Below are 21925 nucleotides of genomic sequence, written 5' to 3' on the forward strand. Positions count from 1 at the left end.
AGCTCCTTACGTCGGCGTCCGGTAGCGGCCGCCCGGGTCGAACACCGGCAGCCAGGCGCTGACCTCTCCTAAGAATACGCCCGCCTCCACGGCGGGATCCCAGCGCATGATCGCCTGCGCGGCCTCCAGGGACACCGCGCTCAGCACGATCAGCCCCCCGTCCAGGCTGGCGAGCGGGCCCGCCGCCAGCAGCACGCCCGCATCGGCGAGCTTTTGCATGTAGGCCACGTGGCCTTTCAAATCCTGCTCCTGCATCGGCCGGCCGGCGCGCCAGGCGGGGCCGGGGCGGGAGAGCACGGCGTAGAGATCGCTGCGCGGGCCGGCCCCTGCGGCCTCGGCCGATTGCGCGGCGGCGTCGGATGCGGCGGCGGCTGTCAGCGCAAATCCTGCGGCGAACACGGCCCGCCGCGTCTGGCCGGCGTGCATGGCCCCCTCCTTCGGCTTCGGACTGCGGCCGCATCGGCGCTAGAATGCGGTTCCGGTTGGCCAGGAGCCTAGCATGCAAGGGCGCCATCTCATCTACTTCTCGGACCCGATGTGCTCGTGGTGCTACGGCTTCGCGCCGGTGATGGAAGAGGTGGCGGCCAGGTTCGGCGAGCGGCTGCCGATCCAGCTGGTGATGGGCGGCCTGCGCCCGGGCACGGACCGGCCGATGACGGAGCAGGCCCGCACCGAGATCCTGCAGCACTGGGCCCACGTGCGCGAGGCGACCGGACAGCCGTTCGACGAGCAGGTGCTGACCGAGCGGTTCATCTACGACACCGACCCGGCCGCGCGGGCGGTGGTGCTGGTCCGCCGGCTTCAGCCCGGCCGGGCGCTCGCCTTCCTGCACCGGGTGCAGCGGGCCTTCTACGCCGAGGCGCGGGATGTGACCTCCTACCCGGTGCTGGCCGACCTCGCCGCCGAATTCGGCCTGCCGCGCGAGGGGTTCCTGCAGGCGCTCGCGGACCCGGCGCTGATGCGCGAGACCTGGGGCGACTATGCGCTCAGCCAGAACGCCGGGGTGACCGGCTTTCCGACTCTGGTCGGCGGCCCCAACGAGGCCGGCGTCTACGGCGTCGTCACCCGTGGCTGCGCTCCGGCCGAGCAGATCCTGCAGGTCCTCGACGAATGGCTCGAGCGGACGGACGGGGAGCGGGGCATCTGGGAAGGGTGACCGGCAGCCCTATCCCCCTAAGTCGTCATCGCCGGGCTGGTCCGGCTAGAACGGAAAGAACACCGGGATGGCGATGGCGGCGGCGGCCCAGGTGACGAGGTTGAGGGGCAGGCCGACCTTCAGGAAGTCCGTGTAGTTGTAGCCGCCCAACTGGTAGACGAGCACATTGGTCTGGTAGCCGAACGGGGTGGCGAAGGCCGCGCTGGCGGCCATCATCACCGCGACCAGGAAGGGCCGGGGGTCGACCCCGAGGCTCTCGCCGAGCGCCACGGCGACGGGCGTGACGAGCACTGCGACGGTGGCGTTGGACAGCGCCTCCGTCAGGAACAGGGTGACGCCGTAGAGGATCACCAGCGCGCCAAGCGGGCCGAGCGGCTGCACCCAGGAAACCAGTCCGTTGGTCGCCGCCGCCGCCAGGCCGGTGACTTCCAAAGACAGGCCGATGACCACCATCCCCGCGATCAACAGCAGGATCTCCGGGCGCAGGCCGGCGTAGGCCTCTTCCGGGCTGATCACCCTGGCCAGGATCAGGATGACCGCGCCGGCGAAGGCCGCGGCGGCGATCGGGGCCCAGCCGAGGCCCGCCGCCGTCACCACGCCCACAAAGACCAGCAGCGAGACCACCGCCTTGATCGGGCTGAGCGGCCGGCTCTTGGTGAACACCTCCGCGTGCCCCACGGTGCCGGTGTCGGCGGCCTCCAGCAGGCTGGCGTCGATCTCCGGCCCCGGTCCCGGCTGGTTCTTGCGGTTGTCGAGCATGCGGCCGCCGACCAGGAACAGGAAGGCGCCGCCGGCCAGCGCGACCGCCAGGCCCACGCCGGAGATCTCGAAGACTCCGAAGGTCGGCTGGCCGGCCGCCCGCGCCATGTCGTTGACCAGCAGGTTCGTCGAGGTGCCGATCAGGGTGCAGCAGCCCCCCAGCACCGCGGCGTAGGACAGCGGGATGAGGAACCGGCGCGGCGACAGGTTCATCGAGGTCGCCACATCGCGGACCACCGGCGCGGAGAGCACCACGATGGGCGTGTTGTTCAGGAAGGCGGAGGCGCCGCCGCAGAGGAAGATGACGATCCACAGGCCCGCGGCCCCGAGCCGCCGGCACAGCGCCGTTCCGCTGCGGATGAACAGGTCGAGCAGGCCCGACAGCTCCATCGCGTAGGCGATCACGAACAGCGAGGCGAGCGCGATCAGCGCCGGGCTGGCGAACGCGGACTGCACCTCCACAGGTCGGATCGTGCCGGTGGCGAGCAGGACGGCCGCGCCGGTGAGCGCGATGATGTCCGAGCGCATCTTGCCCCAGACCAGGGCCGCGATCACCGCGACCAGCACGAGGAGTGCGGCGATCTGGTCGAAGCTCATCGCGCCATCGAACGGCGAAAGTTATTCGCGTCAAGTGTCGCAGTGGGGCGCCGCGCGCAGATTCATCTGCTATCGTGCGCCGATGGCCCTACCCGACCGCAGTGCGCTGCGCCGTCGTCTCGCCTGGCTCGCCGCCTCCTTCGCCCTGCTGGCCCTCGCCGGCCTTGCGATCTGGCTTGCGCGTCCGGACGACCCGGCGCCTGTTCCCGCGCCGCCCCCCGCGCCGCCGCCGGCGGCTCCGGCGCCCGTCACCGAAGCCCTGACGCGCGAGGACATTGTGCAGGCCGTCGAGACCGCGCTCCTGCCGCCCCTCACCGACGATGGCGGCGTGCGGCCGCCGTCGATCCCCGGCCAGCGGTTCGAGGTGACCCTGCCGGTGCGCTGCCCCGAAGCGCTCGGCGCGGCGACCGGCGCCAACCTCACCTACACCTACGACACCGTTCAGTCGGCGGTGACCCTCACCGCCCGGCCGCAGAGCTGGCAGGGCACGGCGCTGCTGGCGGCCCTTGCGCCCGCAGAGGCCTTCGAGGCCGTCGAGGGGTTCTGGATCAATCCGCTGCCGCTGGCTGCGCCGGTCTGCGCCCGGGCGCCGAGTCCGCCGGCGCAGGCCGCCGAGCCGCCCGAGGGCGCTCAGGCCGAACCCGGCAAGGCCGCCGGCGCGGAGAAGGAAGAGGCGGCCGCGGAGAGCGAGCCGGCGCCGCCGCCGCCGCAAGTCGCCCTGGCGACCTTCTTCGAGCCGGGCGGCTCGCGGGCGGCCCAGCGTCGCGACCGGCCGTACCGGGTGACGCGCAAGGCGCCGCCGCCCACCGGCCCGGCGCCCTACAACCTGGTGCTGTCCGGCCGGGTGGCCCTGTTCGAGGAGGGACCGGCGATCCGTTGCCGAACCCCACCCGGCGAGCCGCCGGCCTGCCTTGTCGCCGTGACGTTCGACCGGGTGGCCTTCGTCGATGCGGCGACAGGGGCGGTGCTCGCCGAGTGGAACGGCTAGAGGGGCGTCACGCCGCCTGAGTCGCCTGCGCCTTCTCCAGCATCCGGGCCGCGAACTTCCAGTTCGCCAGGTGATTGAGGAAGGCGTCGAGGAAGCCGGCGCGGTCGTTCTGGTAGTCCAGGTAATAGGCGTGCTCCCAGACATCGCAGGTGAGCAGCGGCTGGACGTCCTTGCCCACGGGCGCATCGCCGTCATGGTAGCTGGTGACGACCAGCTTGCCGTCCTTGACCACCAGCCAGGCCCAGCCCGAGGCGAAGTGGCCGACGCCTTCCTTCTTGAAGGCGTCCTTGAAGCCGTCGAGCCCGCCGAAGTCGCGCTGGATCATCTCGGCCAGGCGGCCCTCCGGCTGCGCCTTCTCGGGCGTCATGCAGCGCCAGAAGAAGTCGTGGTTCCACACCTGGCCGGACTGGTTCAGCAGCGTCTGGTCGCCCTTCTGCCGGGCGCGCACGATGATCGTCTCCAGGTCGGCGTTTTCCAGGTCCGTGCCGGCGATCAGCTGGTTGGTCTTGTCGACGTAGGCCTTGTGGTGCTTGCCGTGATGGAAGCCCAGCGTGTCCGCCGAGACGTGCGGCTCCAGCTCGTGGGGCTCATAGGGCAGGGGAGGGAGTTGAATGGCCACGGCGGTCTCCTTAAGCACAGATGGGACGCGCGGCGGCGCGTCCGCCGCCTCGCGGGGGCAACCTCTACACGGCTCTCAGGGTTGCCGTCCCGCTTGCGATTTCACGCCCAGGTGGCGGCGGCGCTAGTTGAGGTCCGCCCGGTAGAGGAAGGAGCCGACCGGCGCGCTGAGACGGTCATGGATGCGCACTTCGGCGTCGTGGCCCTGGGCGGCGACCACCTGGGCCAGCTGGCGCGCCTTGCGTTCCGCGTGCCCGCCGGAGAGGAAGACCAGCGGGTAGGCGTTCAGGCCGGCCTCGACCGCCCAACCGCCTTGAACCGGCTTCACCGTGATCAACTGGGTCATGGGGCTCTCCCGGTCTATGCGACGTCCTCGCAGCGCCCCCTCTAGCCAGGACTATAGCCCCGGATTGCGACAGCCGGACGTCACGCTTTTTTGCGTCAATAAGTCGGGCGCCCGACTTGACGGAGTCCCTCGCCGAGCAGGCTTCGGCCGCTGGGTCGCCGGGATGAACCCGGCGATGGCGAGTGGATGCCTCAGGCGCTCGCGGCGTGCTCGGCAGGCCCGGCGCCCCGGCGCGCCAGCGACAGCGCCCAGCCCTCTTCGGCCTTGGCGAGCAGAGCGTCGGCGGTGATCGGCTTGGACAGGTGACCGTCGGCGCCCGCCTCCTTCGAGGCGCGCGTGTGTTCGGGCATGGCGTTGGCGGTCAAGCTGAAGATCGGCGTGCGCACCCGTCCGGTCCGGGCCTCCAGGGCGCGGATCCGCCGGATCGCGGTCAGCCCGTCCATGACCGGCATCTGCATGTCCATCAGGATCAGGTCGAACTCGGTCAGCTCCGCCGTCTCGACGGCCTGCGCCCCGTTCTCGACGCAGGTCAGCTCGACGCCGGCCGCGCCCAGGATCATCTCGACGAGCCGGCGGTTGGTCGGGTGATCCTCGGCCAGCAGCACCCGCATGGCGCCGATTTCGGCGGTCCCGGGGCGGGCGACCGTCTCCGTCCGGCCGGTCTGGACCGGGTCCACCCGCGGCAGCTCCAGCGTCAGGGTGAAGATCGCCCCCGCGCCCGGCGCCCCCTCGGCCGTCAGCGCGCCGCCCATCGCCTCGGCCAGCGAGCGGGAGATGGCCAGGCCCAGGCCCGAGCCGCCGTACTTGCGGGTGATCGAGCCGTCGGCCTGCTGGAAGCGGCCGAACAGGCGTGAGGCCGTCTCCTCGTCGAAGCCGATGCCGCTGTCGGCGACGCGGAAGACCAGCCGCCGCCCGCCCTCGGACGGCTCGGCGTCGACCGACAGGCGCACATGCCCCTGGTCGGTGAACTTCACCGCGTTGCCCAGCAGGTTGGAGAGGATCTGCCGCAGGCGGGGCGCATCGCCCAGGTAGGCGCCCTCGGCGGCCGGCGCCACGGCCACCTGGAAGTGCAGGCCCTTGGCCTCGGCCGAGGGCTCGAACAGCGCCGCGCAGGCGTTGACCGAGGCCGTCAGGTCGAACGGCTCGGGCTTGATGTCCAAGTGGCCGGCCTCGATGCGGGCCAGGTCCAGCACGTCGCTGAGCAGCGCCTCCAGGGTTTTCGCCGAGGTCTCGATCAGCTGGACCATCTCGGCCTGCTGGGCGTCCAGCCGGGTCCGGGCCAGCGCTCCGGCGACGCCCATCACCCCGTTCAGCGGCGTGCGGATCTCATGGCTCATGTTGGCCAGGAACTCGCTCTTGGCCTTGTTGGCGGCCTCGGCGGCCTCCTTGGCCTTCACGAGCTCCAGCTCGGCGCGCTTCTGGTCGTCGATGTCGCGGATCACGCCCACCACGCGCAGCAGCTTGCCGGCCTCGTCCTGCACCGCCTCGACGGAGGTGTCGACCCAGCGGTGAGGGCCGTCGATCTGCAGCTCGCGGTAGATCTGGCGGTAGGGCGCGCCCTCCTCCAGGTGCCGGCGCCAGGCCTCGCGGGCGGCCGGCTGGTCCTGCGGATGGACCGCGTTCCAGATGTTGGCGTTCAGGTCCTTGTAGGTCGTCGGCTCGCCGGACCGCGGTTGACCGCTGAAGGCGGCTTCGCGGCGCTGGAAGTCCAGCGCCCACATCCGCATCTGGCCGATCTCGAGCGCCAGCTTCAGCCGCTCCTCGGAGCGCTTGGCCTCCTCCAGCGCCTCGACCATCTCGGTGATGTCGGTGGTCAGGATCAGCAGCCCGCCGATCTTCCCGTCCGCATCCCGCCAGGGGGTGATCTCCGGCCGCACCCAGCGGTGGGCGCCGTCCGGCAGGATCAGCCGCACCCGGTCCTCGCGCAGCACCTCGCCGCGCAGGTTGTTCTCGTAGACGTCCTTCCAGCGGATGGTGTTGGGCACGACGTCGTAGAGGCGGCGGCCGATGATCTCGACGTCTTCCAGGCGCCGCTCGGCCCGCCAGCGGGGGCTGGCGTCGATGATCCGCATCTCCAGGTCGGTGATGCACAGCGCGACGGTCTCGGAATAGATCAGGCTGGCGTTGATGCGCCGCGCGTCGAGCACCGTCTCCGGCGCGCTCTGTCGCCGATCGGAGGCCGGTTTCGCGCGCCTCTTCGGGCGGCTGGATGGCGCCATGGTCTCGTTTTCCCCCCGGATGCGCGACTGAGCGCGCTTGGAGCCCAGGAGAGCCTAAAACCAAACGTCGTTACAGAAGGTTAGCGCCGCCTCAGGGCGTCCCGCCCAGCGCCGAGAGCAGGCTGCCGGCGTAGGACGCCCGGCCCACGTGGACCAGTACAGGAGACAGGTCCGCCCAGACCTCCCCGCCCAGGTCGCGCCAGCGGCGGCAGAAGGCGTAGTCCTCGGAGAGGTACTCCCGGGTCTCGGGCTCGACCATGGTCTCGAACAGCATGTGCGTCTCCTCGGCCGAGGACATGTCGCCCATCCTGACCTTGAGCTCCGGGTGCGCGGCGGCGAGCCGTTCGACCACCTGCCGGGCGACCATCATGAAGCCGGTGCCCACATAGGCGACCCGCGCCAGCCCGTCCTCCACCTCCACCTCGTTGCGCGCATTGGGGATGAAGCGGACCACGAAGCCGAGGGAGGCCGTCTGCAGGTCGGCCGCGCCGGCCAGCGCCGCCTTGCGGACCTTCTCCCACTCGGTGCGCTTCAGGGGGTAGATCCCGCCGATCAGGTCCTTGCCGGCGTCCAGCAGCCGGAACACCGCCTCGGGCGCAAAGCCGATGTCGGCGTCGCAGAAGAACAGGTGGCTGTAGCCGCTGGCGAGGAAGCGGGTGGCGAGCGTGCCCCGGGCCCGGGGGATCAACGAGTCGCCGCCGTGCAGCTCCACGTGCAGGCGTATCCCTCGGGCGTCGCAGGCCGCCTGCAGGGCCATGACGCTCTTCATGTACTCGATCGTGACCTCCCCGCCGTAGCAGGGGGTGGCGAGGAAGATCGACGGCGCGTCCGCGGGCATGCCGCTCCTATGGGCCGGGCCGGGGCGGCGGAAAAGCCCCTAGGGGATCGCCGGCACCTTGCCGGGCCAGGTCAGGAAGCCGTTGGCGTCCCGTCCCGCCGCCTCGACGCTGGGCGAGACGCAGCAGGGGCCGCGGCCGCCCTCGCGATACGACCCGCCGCTCTCGCGATAGCTTTCCCGGAAGCGGCTGCTCTCCTCGTAGCTGCGCTCTTCGTAGCGCCGCACGCCGCCGTAGATGCGCGCCTCCCGCCGCACCTCGGGTTTGACCGGCCTGCGCTCGACATATCCCTCGCGGCGCACGTAGCCGCCCTCGGCGTAGCCGTCCTGGCGCTCGCGCCGCGCCTGGCCGCCGCCGTAGCGGTCCTCGCGGTAGCGGTCTTCATAGTGCGGCGGCCGCTCGTAGTCGTCCTGGCGCGGCGGCGGCGGCGGCGGAAGCGGCTTGCGCGCATAGGGCGCCGGCTCGGAGCGCTCGCGATAGCCGTACGTCTCATGCTCGCGGCGCTCGGCGCGCCGTTCGGCCTCGTAACGGCGCTCGGCGTAGCGGCGCTGGATCTCGCGATCCTCCAGCTCCTCGTAGCGGTAGCCGCCGTAGGGCGGGATATCGACCTCGCGTCGGACCTGGCCGCTGCGCTCGCGGCGCTGGGCGACCGGCTGCGCACGGGCCGGCGCCGACCGGGCCGGGCGAACGGCGCGGGCTTTGCGGGCGGCCGGCCGGGCGGCGGGCGGGCAGGCGGGCTGGACCTTGGCGGGCGGGCAGGCCGGCGCGGCGGCGGTCTGCGGCGCCGGCTCGAGCGTCGGCGGCGGCGGGACCGGCGCGGTGGCGGCCGGCGGGGCGGCGGCCTGGCTTCCGGGGCGGCCCGGAGCCTGCGGCTCGCGGGCCTGGCAGCCTGCGAGCGCCAGGGCGGCGAGGGGGATCAACCAGCTGATGCGCATCTCGGACACGTCCTTGTTGGCCGCCTAGTGTGGGGAAGGAGCTCGGCCATGGGCGCCGGATTCACCCGCCGCGCGAAGAAACGCCTCCACCAGCTCGTCGTAAAGGTGCAGCTGCTTGTAGGCGCGGAAATCCTCGCCCGCCCCTCGCCAGGCCCGGGCGAAGGCCGCCAGCCGCGCCGGCTCGGCGGCCAGCTCGCCGAGCGGGGTGAGCCAGACACGGATGGTGAAGAGGGCGCCGCCGGTCCGCGGCAGCCGCCTCAGCGACTGGCGCTCGACGCGCAGGAACAGGGCCTCGCCCGCCGCCTCCGGCGCGATCTCGCCGATGCGGGCGCGGATCGGGCCGGCCTGGGGCGTGAAGCTCTCGGACGAATTGACCAGCGTCCAGTTGCGCCGCTGCAGGATGAGGTCCGGCCGCAACCCGTCGAAGATCCGCTGCACGCGGCGCAGGAAACGGGTCTCGAAGCCGGCGACCGGCCCGTGCAGCTCGGCGAGGCTCCGGCCGATCACCTCGCCGGCCGAGAAGAAGGTGGGGGCCGTGAGGCTGAGGGCGGTCAGCCGCCACTCGCGGTCCGCCTTCTCCATCAGCACCAGGTCGTCGGGGACGAGCCGCGCGGCGGCCAGGAGCGGCGGCAGGTCGGGCTGGCCCGCAAGGCCGGTGGCCCGCTCGACGAGCTCCAGCGCCTCCTGCTGTCCGGGGCGCGAGCCCTCCGTCTCGGCCCAGACGAGGTCGCGGTGGGCGGCCGTGAGCGGGTCCTTGCGGGCGGCCGGGTCGGCCTCGCCGCCCTCCAGCCAGCCGCCCTCGTCGACGGGCGCAAGGCCGATGGCGAAGTCGGCGCCGTCCTCCCAGGGGGCGTGGCGCAGCGCCACGGTCAGACCTTCAGGCCCGCCTTGGGGCCGAGCCAGGTCATCAGCACGTAGAGGACCATCGTCAGCGCGCAGCCGGCGCCCAGCGCGGCCCAGAACGGAACCCCCCGCCGGAGCAGGAGCGGGATCAGCAGGAACATCGGCAGCGAGGGCAGCACGTACCAGAAGGTCGCCTCGGCGTGGGCGGCGAGCCGCGCGGTCTCGCGGGTGTCCCGCCACAGCCAGATCATCCCCAGCACCGAGACCAGCGGCAGGGAGGCGATCAGCCCGCCGAGGCCGGCGTTGCGCCGGGCCACCTCCGACGCCGCCGCCACGATCACCCCCGACAGCGCGGCCTTCAGGAACAGGTAGAGCATCGGCGTGAATTAGCAGATCGCCCCGGCTTGCGCCCCGTCCGCCCGCTCACTAGCGTCCGCCGCTATCGGAAAGTCGGAGCAGTCCATGGCGGTCGAGGCGGTTATCTGGGATTTCGGCGGGGTCTTCACCTCCTCGCCGTTCGAGGCCTTCGCCCGCTACGAGCAGGAGAAGGGCGCGCCCAAGGACATCATCCGCCGGGTCAACGCCACCAACCATCACGACAACGCCTGGGCGTTGTTCGAGCGCAACGAGATCGACGCGGCGAGGTTCGACCAGCTGTTCCTGGAGGAGTCCACCGCGCTGGGCTTCCCCATCCCGGGCCGCGACGTGCTGCCCCTGCTGGCCGGCCGCGTGCGGCCGCGGATGGTCGAGGCGCTGAAGATCTGCAAGCAGCACTTCAAGGTCGGCTGCATCACCAACAACATGGTCTCCAGCCATTCGCCGGGCGACCGCGCGGCCAGCCGCTCGACTTCGACCTTCGGCGAGATCATGCCGCTGTTCGACGCCATCCTGGAAAGCTCCAAGGCGGGCGTGCGCAAGCCGGACCCCAAGATCTACCAGATGATGTGCGAGCTGCTGGCGGTGGAGCCGGCGGCCTGCGTCTACCTCGACGACCTGGGGGTCAACTGCAAACCGGCCGCCCAACTCGGCATGCGGGCCATCAAGGTCGTGGACGTCGACCAGACCCTGGCCGAGCTCGCCGACGCCACCGGCCTGTCCTTCCCCACAGAGGAGCCCGCGGGCGCATGACCCGGCCGGCGAAGATCGGGGCCGAGGCGGCGCTCAGGCAGCTGCCCGACTGGACCGCGGTGGAGGGCGGCCGCGACGCCATCGCCCGCACCTTCCGCTTCGCCGACTTCAACGCAGCCTTCGGCTTCATGACCCGCGTCGCCCTGATGGCCGAAAAGCTCGACCACCATCCGGAGTGGTTCAACGTCTACAACCGGGTCGAGGTCACTCTCGCCACCCATGACGCCGATGGGGTGACCGAGCTCGACGTGAAGCTCGCCAGGTTCATGGACGCGTGCGCGAAGGAGGCGGCGAAATGACCGGGCGCGTGGCGGGCAAGAAGGTCTTCATCACCGGAGCCGCGGGCGGCCTCGGCTCGGCCATGGCCCGGGCGCTCGTCGCCGAAGGCGCCGTGGTCAGCCTGGCGGACATCAACCACGGCGGGGTCCAGGACCTGGCGGCCGAGATCAACCTCGGCTTCGGCGAGGGGAACGCCTTCGCCTTCCCCCTGGACGTCACCAAGGAGGACCAGTGGATCTACGCGCTCGAGGAGGCCGACGTGGCCATGGGCGGGATCTCGGTGCTGATCAACAACGCCGGCATCAGCCGCGGCGGCGACATCGAGCAGCTCACCCTCGACGACTGGAAGCTGGTGATGAGCGTCAACGTCGACTCGGTGTTCCTCGGGACCAAGCACGCCCTGCGCTACATGCGCCAGAACCAGCCGGGTTCGATCATCAACGTCTCCTCGATCGCCGGCCTGATCGCGGCCCACAACAGCCCGGCCTACAACGCGTCCAAGGCGGCGGTCTGGCTGCTGTCGAAGGGCATCGCCCTGCACTGCGCCAAGCAGGGCCTCGACATCCGGTCGAACTCCATCCACCCGACCTTCATCGACACGCCGATCCTCGACCCGATCCGCCAGCAGTTCGGCAAGGCGGAGGCCGAGGCCAAGCTGGCCCGGCAGATCCCGATCGGCCGGATCGGCGATCCGTCCGACATCGCCAACGCCGTCCTCTACCTGGCCAGCGACGAGAGCCGCTTCATGACCGGCGCCGAACTCAAGCTCGACGGCGGCATCTCGGCGATGTGAGGTTGGGGTGACAGGTAGCGCCGGCTTCGCCGCCGCAACCAGTCACCAAAGTCCGCCGGCGACGGGTTGTCCTGTCCCGGCGCGGCGCCAGGCCGAGAATGGAAGCGTCCGACAGGACGACCTGTCCCCTTGCTCAGTTCACCATCACCGTCCCGAGCAGCAGCCGGGCGCCGGCGCGGCCGAGGACGCGGTCGGTTTCGCGCTGCATCTCGCGGCTGAGGGTGTCGGCGTTGGGCGGCGCGCCGGGCGGCAAGCCGGTGGCGTAGGTCTGCAGCAGCTGGGCGAAGGCGGCGCGCAGCCGCGGCTGGGACGCCTCGGCCCGCTCGCGCAGGCGCGAATCGGGGATGTCGAGGCCCAGTTCCACCATCAGCACGCCGCGCCGCCCGTTCGGGGTCCTGACCGTCGAGGTCACCGCCGGCAGCGCCACGAAGCTGAGCCCGCCGACCGCCTTCTTCTCCCGGCTCGAGGCCGCCCGGGCCGCGGCAGGGACGGCGGCCGCCGCCGCGGCGGCGAGAAGGACGGAGCGGCGCTGCATGCGGAGATTTGGCCGCAGCAGGGTTAGCGGTCTCTTTACGGCGGCGACTCACAGTGGGGCCATCGTCAGATTCGCTTTGGACTGGAGCGCCAGTTGGGCCGCTTTGCGCCGACCAACCTCGACCTTGACGGCAAGGTCATCCTCGTCACCGGCGGCACCGGCTCGTTCGGCCGGCGGTTCATCGACACGGTTCTGACCAGGGCCAAGCCGCGCAAGCTGATCGTCTATTCGAGGGACGAGCTGAAGCAGCACGAGATGCAGATCGACCTGGCCGAGCGCTACGGCCAGGAGCGGCTGAGATCCCTGCGCTTCTTCCTGGGCGACGTGCGCGACCGCGAGCGGCTGACCCTGGCCCTGCGCGGCGTCGACGTGGTCATCCACGCCGCGGCCCTGAAGCAGGTGCCGGCCGCCGAGTACAACCCCTCGGAATGCATCCACACCAACGTGCTGGGCGCCGAGAACGTGGTCTGGGCCTGCCTGACCAACCGGGTGAAGCAGGTGGTGGCGCTGTCCACCGACAAGGCCTGCAACCCGATCAACCTCTACGGGGCGACCAAGCTCGCCTCCGACAAGACCTTCGTGGCGGCCAACAACCTGTCCGGCGACATCGGCACCCGCTTCTCGGTGGTGCGCTACGGCAATGTCGTGGGCTCGCGCGGCTCGGTCGCCCCGCTGTTCCAGCGGCTGATCGCGAACGGGGCCAAGGAGCTGCCGATCACCGACGCGCGCATGACGAGGTTCTGGATCACGCTGAACCAGGGCGTCGACTTCGTGCTCTCCTCGCTGGAGATCATGCGCGGCGGGGAGATCTTCGTGCCGAAGATCCCGTCCATGAAGATGACCGACCTGGCCGCGGCCCTGGCCCCCGAGCTGCCGGTCAAGATCATCGGCATCCGTCCGGGCGAGAAGCTGCACGAGATGATGATCAGCTCGGACGATGCGCGCACCACCGTCGACCTCGGCGACCGCTACGCCATCGAGCCCGCCTTCGCCGAGTACGAGCGCAAGAAGTTCGGCAATGGCGTCAAGCCCGTGCCGGACGGCTTCTCCTATTCCAGCGACACCAACGACGAGTGGCTGAGCGGCGACGGGCTGCTGGAGATGCTGGCCGACGCGCCGCCGATGCTGCGCCGCCGCCGGGCCACCGACCGGGTATGAGCGGGCCCCTGCTCCCCTACGGGCGCCAGACCATAGAGGACGACGACATCGCCGCGGTGGCCGAGGCCCTGCGGGGCGACCTGCTCACCACCGGCCCGAAGGTCGAAGCCTTCGAGAACGCCTTCGCCGAAGTGGTCGGCGCGAAGCACGCGATCGCCTGCGCCAACGGCACGGCGGCCCTCCACCTGGCGATGCTGGCCCTGGACGTGCAGCCGGGCGAGGTCTGCATCGCCCCCTCGATCACCTTCCTGGCCACCGCCAACTGCGCCCGCTTCGTCGGCGCCGAGGTGGTGTTCGCCGACGTGGACCCGCTCACCGGCCTGATGACGCCGCAGACCCTGGCCGAGGCGCTCGAGCGCGCCGGGGGCCGCAAGGTGCGCGCCGTCCTGCCGGTGCACCTGCGCGGCGACGTGGCCGAGCTGCCGGCGCTCGCGGCCCTGGCCGAACAGGCGGGCGCGGTGCTGGTCGAGGATGCGCCCCACGCCCTGGGCTCGACCATGCAGTTCGGGAATGAGGCGGCCAGCGTCGGCGATTGCCGCTGGGGCGCGATGGCCACCTTCTCCTTCCACCCGGTGAAGACCATCGCCACCGGCGAGGGCGGCATGGTGACGACCAACGATCCGCAGCTGGCCCAGCGACTGCGCACCCTGCGCACCCACGGCATGGTCCGCCCGGCGGGCGGGGAGCCCTGGTGGTACGCGATGCCCGAGATCGGCTTCAACTACCGCCTGCCGGACATCCTCTGCGCGCTCGGCCTCTCGCAGCTCGCCAAGCTGCCCCGCTTCGCCGCCCGCCGGCGCGCCCTCGCCGACCGCTACCTGGAGCGCCTGGCGCCGCTGGCGCCGAGGGTCGTCCCCGCCTCCCGCCCCGCCTGGAGCGACCCGGTCCTGCACCTGATGACCGTGCTGATCGACTTCGAGGCCGCCGGCCGCACCCGCCGGCAGGTCGTCGACGCCCTGGCCGCGCGCGGCGTCGGCAGCCAGGTCCACTACATCCCCGTCCACCGCCAGCCCTACTACCGCGAGCGCTACGGCGACCTGGATCTGCCGGGCGCGGAGGCCTGGTACGCCCGGTGCCTGTCCCTGCCGCTGTACCCCGGCATGGACGACGCGGACGTGGACCGGGTGGTGGAGGCGTTGGCCGAGACGGTGGGGTAGCGGCTCTTTCCCTCCCCTTCAGGGGAGGGGAAGATCACGCCGCCAGCCCGACCTGTTTGATCAGTTCGCCGACCTGGGCCATGCGCTCGGGGGAACGGGCGAGTTCGGAGCGCGTCTCTTCGAGGCGGATCAGCCGCAGGGCTTCGGCCTTGGCCCGTTCGGTGGCCGGGCCGAGAGGGGCCGCCTCCCCGAGGGCGAAGCGCAGCAGCAGCATCAGCCGCTGGCTGGCCGGCGCCTGGGCCTTGGCGAGGCTGGCGGTGAGCCTGGCCTCGGCGTCGAGCACGCCGCCCAGCTCGCCGAGCTTGGCCTGGATCGGGGCGTAGTCCTCGGGTGCGAGGCCGGCGCGGGCGATGTTGCGTTGCAGGGCGGCGAGGGCCGCCAGGCGCGCGGACGGTGAATCCGGCCCCTGCCGCACCTCCTTCTCGAACTTCAGCGAGCCGACCAGGGCGGCGAGCCAGCGGCAGGCCTCGCGCTTGTTGGCCGCGCCGATCACGTTCTCGACCAGCCAGATCAGCGCCTCGGCCTCCTGCGAGGGGGTGCGCTCGTCGCCGAGATAGCTCTCCACGAAGTCGCTGGTGACCAGCATGCGGGACCGGTTGGTGAAGGCGCCCAGCACCTCCTCGACCGGCACCAGGGTCCCGGAGGCGGCGGTCAGGGCCATGGCCAGGGCGCGCAGCACCTCGATCTCCACCGCGGCGCTGTCCGGGCGCAGGCGGCGCGGCCCGTTCAGCTCGCGCAGCACGCGGCGGGCCAGCGCCCGGCGCACGTGCTCGAAATCCTCCTTGGCCAGCCAGTGCGCCAGCCGCTCGCCGGTGTCGGACAGCGGCGGCATCAGCTCGCGCAGCCGCTTGTCGCCGCGCATCAGCCCCTCGACCGCCTCGATGGCGCTCATCCGCGTCATCGCCGCCAGCCGGGCGCCGAGGTCGAGGTCGCGGCCGATGATGTCGTCCAGCGCCGCGCTCGAGCCGAGGATCTCTGCCAGCGGCTGCTCGATGACGAACAGGCACAGGGCCCGCGGCGGGCCGGCCGGCGGCGCGGCGTCGGCCAGGTCCAGCAGGCGCGAGACCTTCTCGGTCCAGGAGGCGCAGTCGGCCAGCATGCCGGCCACGCCCGCGCCCAGCAGATAGGCCCGCTCGGGGTTGCCGGACAGCCGCTCGGCCACGGCGCCGAACGGCTCCTTGTGCAGGTTCGGAAGCACGCCCTTGCGGTGGTCCTTCATCAGCCGCTCGATCGACCGCTCGGCCAGCGACTGGAAGGTCCGCACCATCTCGTGCACCGAGACGTCGCGAGCATGGGCTTCGGGCAGCGAGATCTTCTGGATCGCGTGCTGGAACTCGACGCCGGAGGCCTCCAGGCGCTCCACGAGCTCGGGCCGGTGCAGCAGCTCGAAGGGCGTCGCCCTCTGGCGCTCCAGCCAGTCCTCCAGCAGCCGCCCGATGCGGTCGCGGGAGTGGACGTTGTAGAGGTCGTCGGGCGCGACGCACAAAGGCTCGACCTCCTCGCGCACCGGCTTGGGCTTGACCCGGTCGGGCTCGCCCTTCTGCAGGATGACGACGGTTCGGAACTCGCGGGTGTCCGGGTCCAGCGTCTCCTTGGTCACCTTGACGCTGGCGGCCTTCTTCTTCGCCAGCCGCTCCTCGGCGGCGGCGATCGCCTGGGCGCGGTCCTCGGTGGCGAAGTCGAGCGACCAGCCCGCGCCGGCGCGCTTGATGAACACTTCATAGTGGACCTGGCCGGCCATGGACGCTGGAACTCTCCCCGAACCGCCGCAAGGTGGCCCGAACATGCTTAACCCCTGGTTGACCTCAATTTCGTCCGCCCCATTGAGGCCACGGTGCGGTACCAGTAGCTTGCGCACCCCACGCCACACGAGGAGCGATTAGCCCGCATGGCCAAGATCACCTTGGTCGACGACGACGAGAACATCGTCACGTCCGTCAGCCTGGCCCTCGAAAGCCACGGCCACAGCATCAAGGCCTACTACGACGGCGCTTCCGGCCTGGCCGCTCTGGAGAAGGAGCCGCCGGACCTGGCGATCCTCGACGTCAAGATGCCGCGCATGGACGGGATGGAGGTGCTGCGCAGGCTGCGGCGCACCTCCAACGTGCCGGTGATCATCCTCACTTCGAAGGACGAGGAGATCGACGAGATCCTCGGCTTCAACCTCGGCGCCGACGACTACATCCACAAGCCGTTCAGCCAGCGCCTGCTGATCGAGCGGGTGAAGGCCGTGCTGCGCCGGTCGGGCGCGGAGGAGGAGACGCCCGGCGCCGACGCCGAGGCTCAGGCGCGGGCCATCAAGCGCGGCAAGCTGACCCTCGATCCGGCCCGCCACGACTGCCTGTGGGACGGCAAGCCGGTGAAGCTGACCGTCACCGAGTTCCTGCTGCTGCAGTCGCTGGCCCAGCGGCCCGGCTTCGTGAAGAGCCGCGACAACCTGATGGACGCCGCCTACGAGGACCAGGTCTACGTCGACGACCGGACCATCGACAGCCACATCAAGCGGATGCGCAAGAAGTTCCGCGAGGTCGACCCGGAGTTCGACGCGATCGAAACCCTCTATGGCGTCGGCTACCGCTACCGCGAATCCTGAGCGCGAGCCTAAGGAGCCCAAGGAGCCGAAGCTCCGCTGGTGGCTCCCGGGCTCCAAGCTCGGACGGCTGATCATCGCGCTGAACGTGCTGGGGCTGGCGGTGCTGGTCGCCGGGGCCCTGGTGCTCAACGAGCTGCGCCGAGGCCTGGTCAACGCGCGGATCGACAGCCTGACGACCCAGGGCGAGCTGATCGTCACCATCATCGACCAGACCGCCACCGTCGGCGAGCCCGAGCCGGCGATGGACGGCGCCTATGCGGCCGAGATCCTGAAGCTGCTCTCCAACCCGCGCTCGCAACGGGCCCGGCTGTTCGACTCCCAGGGCAACCTGATCGCCGATTCCTACGTCGTCGCCGACCGCGTGGAATGGCGCGTGCTGCCGCCGGCGCGCCCGCGCGAGGAGAACGAGGGCTTCAGCCTCAACATCCCCGACCCGCGCCCGGAGGAGCCCACCGACGAGGACGGCCGCAAGGCGCTCGAGGCCGAGGTCGCCCGGGCGCTGCGCGGCGAGCACGTCTCCCACATGCGCCCCGGCGACGACGGCGAGAGCGTGGTCTCGGTCTCCATCCCCATCCAGCACGTGCAGGCGGTGCTGGGCGTCCTGACGCTGGAGGCGCGGGACGTGGACGAGATCATCGCCCGGGAGCGGGCGGCGCTGCTGCCGTTCATCCTGATCGCCATCTCGGTGACGCTGATCTCCTCCTTCATGCTCAACCGGCTGGTGGCCCATCCGGTGCGCCGCCTGGCGCGGGCGGCCGACCGGGTGCGGCTGTCGAGGGCCCGGGCCATCAGCCTGCCGGACCTGGCCCAGCGCGACGACGAGCTCGGCGACCTGACCCGCAGCCTGGAGGACATGACCCACGCCCTGTCGGAGCGGATGGACGCCATCGAGCGGTTCGCCGCCGACGTGGCGCACGAGATCCGCAACCCGCTCACCTCCATGCGCTCGGCGGTCGAGACCCTGGACCTGGTCAAGGACCCGACGGCCCGCGAGCGGCTGTTCCGAATCCTGCAGCAGGACATCCAGCGGCTGGACCGCCTCGTCACCGACATCTCCAACGCCTCGCGTCTGGACGCCGAGCTGTCGCGCGAGGCGCCGCGGGCGCTCGACCTGGGCCGGCTGCTCGGCGATGTGGTGGCCCTCTATCAGGCGATCATCCGGCCGGGCGAGGTGGGCGTGCGCTTCACCGTCCAGGACACCGTCGAGCCGATCCGCGTCTCCGGCCGCGAGGGCCCGCTCAGCCAGGTGTTCCGCAACCTGATCGACAACGCCCGCTCCTTCAGCCCGGCGGGCGGCGAGGTCCGGGTCTCGCTGCAGCACAAGGCCGGCCAGGCCATCGCCACCGTCGAGGACGACGGGCCCGGCATCCCGCCGGAGAACCTGGAGACGGTGTTCGAGCGCTTCTACACCTCGCGCCCGAAGGGCACGGCGTTCGGCGGCAACTCGGGCCTGGGCCTGTCCATCGCCCGCCAGATCATCGACGCCCACGGCGGCCAGATCCGGGCCGAGAACCGCACCGACGCCGACGGCAAGGTTCTGGGCGCCCGGTTCACCGTCATTCTGCCCGAGGCGCGCCATTGATCCTGCACGCCGGGCTGATCGCCTGCTGGTCGCACGGGAGCTGGCGGGGCGCGCTGATCGAGGGGCCGTCGGGGGCCGGCAAGAGCGACCTGGCCCTGCGCTGCATCGACGCGGGGTTCCGGCTGGTGGCCGACGACCGCACCCTTATCTGGCGCTCGGAGGATCGGATCTACGGTCGCGCGCCGGAGACCCTGTTCGGCCTCATCGAGGCCCGCGGCCTGGGGGTTCTGCCCGAGCCGGCGCTGGCCTTCTGCGAGGTGGTGCTGGTCGCGGTCTGCGGGCCTGCCGAGCGGGCGCCCGATCCGCAGGCGGTGGAACGGGCCGGCGGCCAATTGCCGCTCATGGCCGTCTCGCCCCTGGAGCCTTCGGCGCCTGCGAAACTGCGTCGCGCAATCGAGCATCTTGGAGCGCGGCCTAAGAGGGCGTATCAAGCCCGGCGCTCGGCCTCGCTTTGGCCGTCGACGTCCGGGGATCCCCGTTGAGAAGCAGTCAATGATCGGCCTGGTGATCGTCACTCACGGTCGATTGGCCGAGGAATTCGTCTTCGCCATGGAGCACGTCGTGGGGCCGCAGGCTGCGGTCGCGGCGATCTGCATCGGGCCGGAGGACGACATGGAGCGCCGCCGGCGCGACATCATGAACGCCTGCAGCAGCGTCGACGACGGCGGCGGCGTGATCCTGCTGACCGACATGTTCGGCGGCACCCCGTCCAACCTCGCCATCTCGGTCATGGAGCAGACCAAGGCCGAGGTGATCGCCGGCCTCAACCTGCCGATGCTGATCAAGCTGGCGAGCGTGCGCCAGAAACTGCCGCTGGAGGACTGCGTGGCCGCCGCCCAGGAAGCCGGCCGCAAGTACATCTCCGTGGCCAGCTACGTGCTCGCCGGCGAGAAGTGAGCGCCGTCCGCACCGTCGAGATCGTCAACCAGCGCGGGCTGCACGCCCGCGCCTCGGCCAAGTTCGTCAAGACCGCCGCCGCCTTCGACGCCGAGGTCACCGTCTCCAAGGACGGCACGACCGTCGACGCCCGCTCGATCATGGGCCTGATGATGCTGGCCGCCGGCCCCGGCGCCGAGATCGAGATCGCCGCCGACGGCCCTGAGGCCGAGGCGGCGCTGGACGCGCTCATCGCCCTCGTCCAGGCCCGCTTCGACGAGGAGAAGTAGGCGACGAGAGCTCCCCCACAGGGAGAGCTGTCGCGAAGCGACTGAGGGGGTTTAGCCCCGCGGCCTCAGGAGCGGCGAGCCTCCCAGCTTAGCGCGCGTGGATCCCCTCCACCGCTTCGCGGTCCCCCTCCCCCTTCGGGGGAGGATTGGCGCCCATCGGCTTCATCCCCAGCTCCGCCAGCAGCGCCTCGTCGGCGGTCTTGTCGGGGTTGGGGGTGGTGAGCAGCCGGCCGCCGATGAAGATGGAGTTGGCTCCGGCCAGGAAGCAGAGGGCCTGCAGCTCCTTCGACATGTGCTCGCGGCCGGCGGCGATCCGAACCACCGACTTGGGGCAGACCAGGCGCGCGACGGCGATCATCCGCACGAACTCCAGCCCGTCCACCGGCGCCGAGCCGCCCAGCGGCGTGCCCTTGATCGGCATCAGGTCGTTGATCGGAAGGCTGTCGGGGTGGGCCGGCAGGGTGGCCAGGGCATGCAGCAGGCCGGCCCGGTCGCGCCGGGTCTCGCCCATGCCGACGATCCCGCCGCAGCAGGTGGAGATGCCCGCCTCGCGGACCGCCGCCAGGGTGTCCAGCCGGTCCTGGTAGGTGCGGGTGGTGACGACCTTGTCGTAGTACTCCGGCCCGGTGTCGAGGTTGTGGTTGTAGAAGTCGAGCCCGGCGGCCTTCAGCGCCTTGGCCTGCTCGGGAGTCATCATCCCGAGGGTGGCGCAGGTCTCCAGGCCGAGCGCCTTCACGCCCGAGATCATGGCCGTGAGCCTGGGGAGGTCGCGGTCCTTCACGTCGCGCCAGGCCGCGCCCATGCAGAAGCGCTGGGCGCCGCCGGCCTTGGCCTCGGCCGCCTTGGCCACCACCGCTTCGGCCTCCATCAGCTTGGTCGCGCCCACCCCGGTGTCGAACTTGGCCGACTGGGCGCAGTAGCCGCAGTCCTCGGGGCAGCCGCCGGTCTTCACCGACAGCAGCTGGGAGAGCTGCAGCTCGGTGGGGTCGAACCAGCGCCGGTGCACCTCGGCGGCCCGGAACACCAGCTCGGTGAACGGAAGCTCGAACAGCGCCTCGACCTCTTCGAGGGTCCAGTCGTGCCGGGGCAGGGCGGGGTCGGCGGGGCGGACGTGCAGGTTCATTTTGCTCTCCGGCGTTGCGGCCGCGCCAGCTATAGCGGGCGGCGCGCCGATCCGAAATCCCGGGTACGCGGGCGGCGTTTGACTTCGCGGCCCGGCGTGTCATGCTGCGATCATCATGTGCTGTTCCGCACAATTCGCGCGAATGATGAACCACGCCGGCCGCCTCGTCGCAGGCGGCTGACCCCGAGCCCGTTGTAAAGCCAAAGGCTAGGGTTCGGGGGAATCCTCTCAGATGTTCATTTTCAACTGATCCAGGCGCTCGGCCCTAGGGGGCGGGCGAAGGTGTAAACTTGACCAAGACTACGACGACCCGCGCCCCCGCGCGCGGGGATCGCACGCGGCCGGCTGTCTACGTGGCCGCATCGGAATTCGACCGGCTGGCGAACCTGGCCGAGACCTTCCACGGGCCCGGCGCGCGGCTGCTGGCCCAGGAGCTGGACCGGGCGGTGGTGGTCGAGGCCCGCCGCCCGCGGCGCGGCTTCGTGCGGCTGCACTCGACCGTCAGCTACCTCGACCATGCTTCGGGGCAGGAGCGGACCGTCGCCCTGACGCTGCCCAGCGAGGCCGACATCGACCAGGGCCGGCTGTCGGTCACCGCACCGGCCGGCGCGGCGCTGATCGGGCTGTCGGTGGGCGACGTGTTCAGCTGGCGCGGCGACGACGGGCGGGTGCACGAGCTGACGGTGCTGCGGGTCACAGATCCGGACCCGGCGGGCTAGGGCGGAATGCGGCCCGCGCGGCCTTGAACGCCCCGCGGGCCATACTACCTGAAGCATTGCGGACCGGGCCCCTCTGGCGATCCTTCCCCCCGATCGTGATGTCGGACCGCAACAGGCGCGCTCGGGGCCGGCTCGTCACCTCCCTCCCCAAGCGACCCCGTTCCGGGCGCGCCTCCCTATACGGAGGAGCCAATGGACGATCTGCATCTATCCCGTCTGAAGTCGCGCCTGTGGCGGGCCCTCGCCCGCCTCGGCAATGAGCGCCGTCGGCCGATCGCCGATCTGACGCTGTTCCGGAACCTGACGCTCAGGGTGGAGCGGCTGAAGGCTGAGATCGCCCTCGCCGAACATCGCGCCGCCGTCCTCTAGGCCAGCCGCCTAGGGAGTCCCCCGAC

At 71.3% G+C, this 21925-nt stretch carries 26 protein-coding genes; 14 read left to right on the forward strand and 12 right to left on the reverse strand.

All coding sequences use genetic code 11. The features are described 5' to 3' along the window. Nucleotides 1-6 precede the first annotated feature (6 nt). Complete coding sequence (locus ACFSC0_RS08775) at nt 7-426, reverse strand: YciI family protein (protein WP_377283975.1); 420 nt, start codon at nt 424-426, stop codon at nt 7-9. A 73-nt stretch (nt 427-499) separates the two neighbouring features. Between ACFSC0_RS08775 and ACFSC0_RS08780 the strand changes: the two genes are divergently transcribed. Then, nucleotides 500-1156: a DsbA family protein gene (locus tag ACFSC0_RS08780; protein WP_377283974.1), complete on the forward strand. Its 657-nt coding sequence runs from the start codon at nt 500-502 to the stop codon at nt 1154-1156. Nucleotides 1157-1201: 45 nt separating this feature from the next. On the opposite strand, the gene ACFSC0_RS08785 is transcribed toward ACFSC0_RS08780, so the two are convergent. After that, entirely contained in the window at nt 1202-2512 is a 1311-nt protein-coding gene (locus tag ACFSC0_RS08785) for an SLC13 family permease (RefSeq protein ID WP_377283973.1), read from the reverse strand. Between the two features lie 82 nt (nt 2513-2594). On the opposite strand from ACFSC0_RS08785, the gene ACFSC0_RS08790 reads away from it, so the two are divergent. After that, nucleotides 2595-3500: a hypothetical protein gene (locus ACFSC0_RS08790; protein ID WP_377283972.1), complete on the forward strand. Its 906-nt coding sequence runs from the start codon at nt 2595-2597 to the stop codon at nt 3498-3500. A gap of 7 nt (nt 3501-3507) precedes the next feature. Here ACFSC0_RS08790 and ACFSC0_RS08795 read toward each other — a convergent pair whose 3' ends face one another. From ACFSC0_RS08795 to ACFSC0_RS08825, 7 genes are all read right to left on the reverse strand, one after another. After that, nucleotides 3508-4119, reverse strand: a complete 612-nt coding sequence (locus ACFSC0_RS08795; protein ID WP_377283971.1) for a superoxide dismutase — start codon at nt 4117-4119, stop codon at nt 3508-3510. 123 nt (nt 4120-4242) lie between these two features. After that, entirely contained in the window at nt 4243-4464 is a 222-nt protein-coding gene (locus ACFSC0_RS08800) for a hypothetical protein (protein WP_377283970.1), read from the reverse strand. 191 nt (nt 4465-4655) lie between these two features. Further along, nucleotides 4656-6611 carry a hybrid sensor histidine kinase/response regulator gene (locus ACFSC0_RS08805; protein ID WP_377283969.1) on the reverse strand — a complete coding sequence of 652 codons (1956 nt, stop codon included), beginning with the start codon at nt 6609-6611 and terminating at the stop codon, nt 4656-4658. Nucleotides 6612-6774: 163 nt separating this feature from the next. Continuing rightward, nucleotides 6775-7521 carry a hypothetical protein gene (locus tag ACFSC0_RS08810; RefSeq protein ID WP_377283968.1) on the reverse strand — a complete coding sequence of 249 codons (747 nt, stop codon included), beginning with the start codon at nt 7519-7521 and terminating at the stop codon, nt 6775-6777. A gap of 39 nt (nt 7522-7560) precedes the next feature. Then, nucleotides 7561-8463, reverse strand: coding sequence for a hypothetical protein (locus tag ACFSC0_RS08815; protein WP_377355134.1), 903 nt, complete (start codon nt 8461-8463; stop codon nt 7561-7563). A gap of 15 nt (nt 8464-8478) precedes the next feature. Continuing rightward, complete coding sequence (locus ACFSC0_RS08820; protein ID WP_377283313.1) at nt 8479-9321, reverse strand: heme-dependent oxidative N-demethylase family protein; 843 nt, start codon at nt 9319-9321, stop codon at nt 8479-8481. Between the two features lie 2 nt (nt 9322-9323). Then, nucleotides 9324-9674: a DUF3147 family protein gene (locus ACFSC0_RS08825; RefSeq protein ID WP_377283312.1), complete on the reverse strand. Its 351-nt coding sequence runs from the start codon at nt 9672-9674 to the stop codon at nt 9324-9326. Between the two features lie 85 nt (nt 9675-9759). Here ACFSC0_RS08825 and ACFSC0_RS08830 point away from each other — a divergent pair, with 85 nt between their 5' ends. The 3 genes from ACFSC0_RS08830 to ACFSC0_RS08840 are packed head-to-tail and all read left to right on the forward strand — an operon-like array spanning nt 9760 to nt 11497. After that, entirely contained in the window at nt 9760-10425 is a 666-nt protein-coding gene (locus ACFSC0_RS08830) for an HAD-IA family hydrolase (RefSeq protein WP_377283311.1), read from the forward strand. Continuing rightward, nucleotides 10422-10724 carry a 4a-hydroxytetrahydrobiopterin dehydratase gene (locus ACFSC0_RS08835; protein WP_377283310.1) on the forward strand — a complete coding sequence of 101 codons (303 nt, stop codon included), beginning with the start codon at nt 10422-10424 and terminating at the stop codon, nt 10722-10724. Before ACFSC0_RS08830 ends, ACFSC0_RS08835 begins: the two co-directional genes overlap by 4 nt. Next, on the forward strand, nt 10721-11497 hold the full coding sequence (locus tag ACFSC0_RS08840; RefSeq protein WP_377283309.1) for an SDR family oxidoreductase: 777 nt from the start codon (nt 10721-10723) through the stop codon (nt 11495-11497). The genes ACFSC0_RS08835 and ACFSC0_RS08840 overlap by 4 nt, the downstream gene beginning before the upstream one ends. A gap of 133 nt (nt 11498-11630) precedes the next feature. Here ACFSC0_RS08840 and ACFSC0_RS08845 read toward each other — a convergent pair whose 3' ends face one another. After that, nucleotides 11631-12032, reverse strand: a complete 402-nt coding sequence (locus ACFSC0_RS08845; protein ID WP_377283308.1) for a Tat pathway signal protein — start codon at nt 12030-12032, stop codon at nt 11631-11633. A gap of 93 nt (nt 12033-12125) precedes the next feature. Between ACFSC0_RS08845 and pseB the strand changes: the two genes are divergently transcribed. Together pseB and pseC are read left to right on the forward strand one after the other, a co-directional pair. Next, nucleotides 12126-13190, forward strand: a complete 1065-nt coding sequence (gene pseB, locus ACFSC0_RS08850; protein ID WP_377283307.1) for a UDP-N-acetylglucosamine 4,6-dehydratase (inverting) — start codon at nt 12126-12128, stop codon at nt 13188-13190. Continuing rightward, nucleotides 13187-14347, forward strand: a complete 1161-nt coding sequence (gene pseC / locus ACFSC0_RS08855; protein ID WP_377283306.1) for a UDP-4-amino-4,6-dideoxy-N-acetyl-beta-L-altrosamine transaminase — start codon at nt 13187-13189, stop codon at nt 14345-14347. The genes pseB and pseC overlap by 4 nt, the downstream gene beginning before the upstream one ends. A gap of 34 nt (nt 14348-14381) precedes the next feature. On the opposite strand, the gene ACFSC0_RS08860 is transcribed toward pseC, so the two are convergent. Further along, nucleotides 14382-16088, reverse strand: coding sequence for a hypothetical protein (locus ACFSC0_RS08860; protein WP_377283305.1), 1707 nt, complete (start codon nt 16086-16088; stop codon nt 14382-14384). 147 nt (nt 16089-16235) lie between these two features. On the opposite strand from ACFSC0_RS08860, the gene ACFSC0_RS08865 reads away from it, so the two are divergent. Genes ACFSC0_RS08865 through ACFSC0_RS08885 form a run of 5 tightly spaced genes read left to right on the forward strand, consistent with a single transcriptional unit; the run spans nt 16236 to nt 19688 of the window. Further along, on the forward strand, nt 16236-16940 hold the full coding sequence (locus ACFSC0_RS08865; protein WP_377283304.1) for a response regulator transcription factor: 705 nt from the start codon (nt 16236-16238) through the stop codon (nt 16938-16940). Next, nucleotides 16909-18522 carry a stimulus-sensing domain-containing protein gene (locus tag ACFSC0_RS08870; protein ID WP_377283303.1) on the forward strand — a complete coding sequence of 538 codons (1614 nt, stop codon included), beginning with the start codon at nt 16909-16911 and terminating at the stop codon, nt 18520-18522. Before ACFSC0_RS08865 ends, ACFSC0_RS08870 begins: the two co-directional genes overlap by 32 nt. Beyond that, nucleotides 18519-19004 carry an HPr kinase/phosphorylase gene (locus ACFSC0_RS08875; RefSeq protein WP_377283302.1) on the forward strand — a complete coding sequence of 162 codons (486 nt, stop codon included), beginning with the start codon at nt 18519-18521 and terminating at the stop codon, nt 19002-19004. Before ACFSC0_RS08870 ends, ACFSC0_RS08875 begins: the two co-directional genes overlap by 4 nt. Nucleotides 19005-19014: 10 nt before the next feature. Then, entirely contained in the window at nt 19015-19419 is a 405-nt protein-coding gene (locus ACFSC0_RS08880) for a PTS sugar transporter subunit IIA (RefSeq protein WP_377283301.1), read from the forward strand. Then, nucleotides 19416-19688, forward strand: coding sequence for an HPr family phosphocarrier protein (locus ACFSC0_RS08885; protein WP_377283300.1), 273 nt, complete (start codon nt 19416-19418; stop codon nt 19686-19688). Before ACFSC0_RS08880 ends, ACFSC0_RS08885 begins: the two co-directional genes overlap by 4 nt. Nucleotides 19689-19776: 88 nt before the next feature. Here ACFSC0_RS08885 and bioB read toward each other — a convergent pair whose 3' ends face one another. Next, the gene (gene bioB, locus ACFSC0_RS08890; RefSeq protein ID WP_377283299.1) at nt 19777-20811 is read right to left on the reverse strand and encodes a biotin synthase BioB; all 1035 of its coding nucleotides are present in this window, start codon (nt 20809-20811) and stop codon (nt 19777-19779) included. Nucleotides 20812-21101: 290 nt separating this feature from the next. Here bioB and ACFSC0_RS08895 point away from each other — a divergent pair, with 290 nt between their 5' ends. Both ACFSC0_RS08895 and ACFSC0_RS08900 read left to right on the forward strand, forming a co-directional pair. Further along, entirely contained in the window at nt 21102-21530 is a 429-nt protein-coding gene (locus tag ACFSC0_RS08895; RefSeq protein ID WP_377283298.1) for a GreA/GreB family elongation factor, read from the forward strand. Nucleotides 21531-21722: 192 nt separating this feature from the next. Next, nucleotides 21723-21899 carry a hypothetical protein gene (locus ACFSC0_RS08900; RefSeq protein ID WP_377283297.1) on the forward strand — a complete coding sequence of 59 codons (177 nt, stop codon included), beginning with the start codon at nt 21723-21725 and terminating at the stop codon, nt 21897-21899. Nucleotides 21900-21925 lie beyond the last annotated feature (26 nt).

Origin of the sequence: Phenylobacterium terrae, from assembly GCF_042681205.1 — a bacterium.
In the GTDB taxonomy this organism is placed as follows: Bacteria; Pseudomonadota; Alphaproteobacteria; order Caulobacterales; family Caulobacteraceae; genus Phenylobacterium; species Phenylobacterium terrae.

Bases quoted from the DNA above. Each gene is read 5' to 3' on its own strand.
- ACFSC0_RS08880 (WP_377283301.1), top strand. From the start codon at position 19,015: ATGATCGGCCTGGTGATCGTCACTCACGGTCGATTGGCCGAGGAATTC.
- ACFSC0_RS08900 (WP_377283297.1), top strand. From the start codon at position 21,723: ATGGACGATCTGCATCTATCCCGTCTGAAGTCGCGCCTGTGGCGGGCC.
- ACFSC0_RS08870 (WP_377283303.1), top strand. From the start codon at position 16,909: ATGGCGTCGGCTACCGCTACCGCGAATCCTGAGCGCGAGCCTAAGGAG.
- bioB (WP_377283299.1), bottom strand. From the start codon at position 20,811: ATGAACCTGCACGTCCGCCCCGCCGACCCCGCCCTGCCCCGGCACGAC.
- ACFSC0_RS08830 (WP_377283311.1), top strand. From the start codon at position 9,760: ATGGCGGTCGAGGCGGTTATCTGGGATTTCGGCGGGGTCTTCACCTCC.
- ACFSC0_RS08825 (WP_377283312.1), bottom strand. From the start codon at position 9,674: ATGCTCTACCTGTTCCTGAAGGCCGCGCTGTCGGGGGTGATCGTGGCG.
- ACFSC0_RS08860 (WP_377283305.1), bottom strand. From the start codon at position 16,088: ATGGCCGGCCAGGTCCACTATGAAGTGTTCATCAAGCGCGCCGGCGCG.
- pseC (WP_377283306.1), top strand. From the start codon at position 13,187: ATGAGCGGGCCCCTGCTCCCCTACGGGCGCCAGACCATAGAGGACGAC.
- ACFSC0_RS08840 (WP_377283309.1), top strand. From the start codon at position 10,721: ATGACCGGGCGCGTGGCGGGCAAGAAGGTCTTCATCACCGGAGCCGCG.
- ACFSC0_RS08790 (WP_377283972.1), top strand. From the start codon at position 2,595: ATGGCCCTACCCGACCGCAGTGCGCTGCGCCGTCGTCTCGCCTGGCTC.
- ACFSC0_RS08865 (WP_377283304.1), top strand. From the start codon at position 16,236: ATGGCCAAGATCACCTTGGTCGACGACGACGAGAACATCGTCACGTCC.
- ACFSC0_RS08810 (WP_377283968.1), bottom strand. From the start codon at position 7,521: ATGCCCGCGGACGCGCCGTCGATCTTCCTCGCCACCCCCTGCTACGGC.
- ACFSC0_RS08800 (WP_377283970.1), bottom strand. From the start codon at position 4,464: ATGACCCAGTTGATCACGGTGAAGCCGGTTCAAGGCGGTTGGGCGGTC.
- ACFSC0_RS08775 (WP_377283975.1), bottom strand. From the start codon at position 426: ATGCACGCCGGCCAGACGCGGCGGGCCGTGTTCGCCGCAGGATTTGCG.
- ACFSC0_RS08785 (WP_377283973.1), bottom strand. From the start codon at position 2,512: ATGAGCTTCGACCAGATCGCCGCACTCCTCGTGCTGGTCGCGGTGATC.
- ACFSC0_RS08845 (WP_377283308.1), bottom strand. From the start codon at position 12,032: ATGCAGCGCCGCTCCGTCCTTCTCGCCGCCGCGGCGGCGGCCGCCGTC.
- ACFSC0_RS08780 (WP_377283974.1), top strand. From the start codon at position 500: ATGCAAGGGCGCCATCTCATCTACTTCTCGGACCCGATGTGCTCGTGG.
- ACFSC0_RS08835 (WP_377283310.1), top strand. From the start codon at position 10,422: ATGACCCGGCCGGCGAAGATCGGGGCCGAGGCGGCGCTCAGGCAGCTG.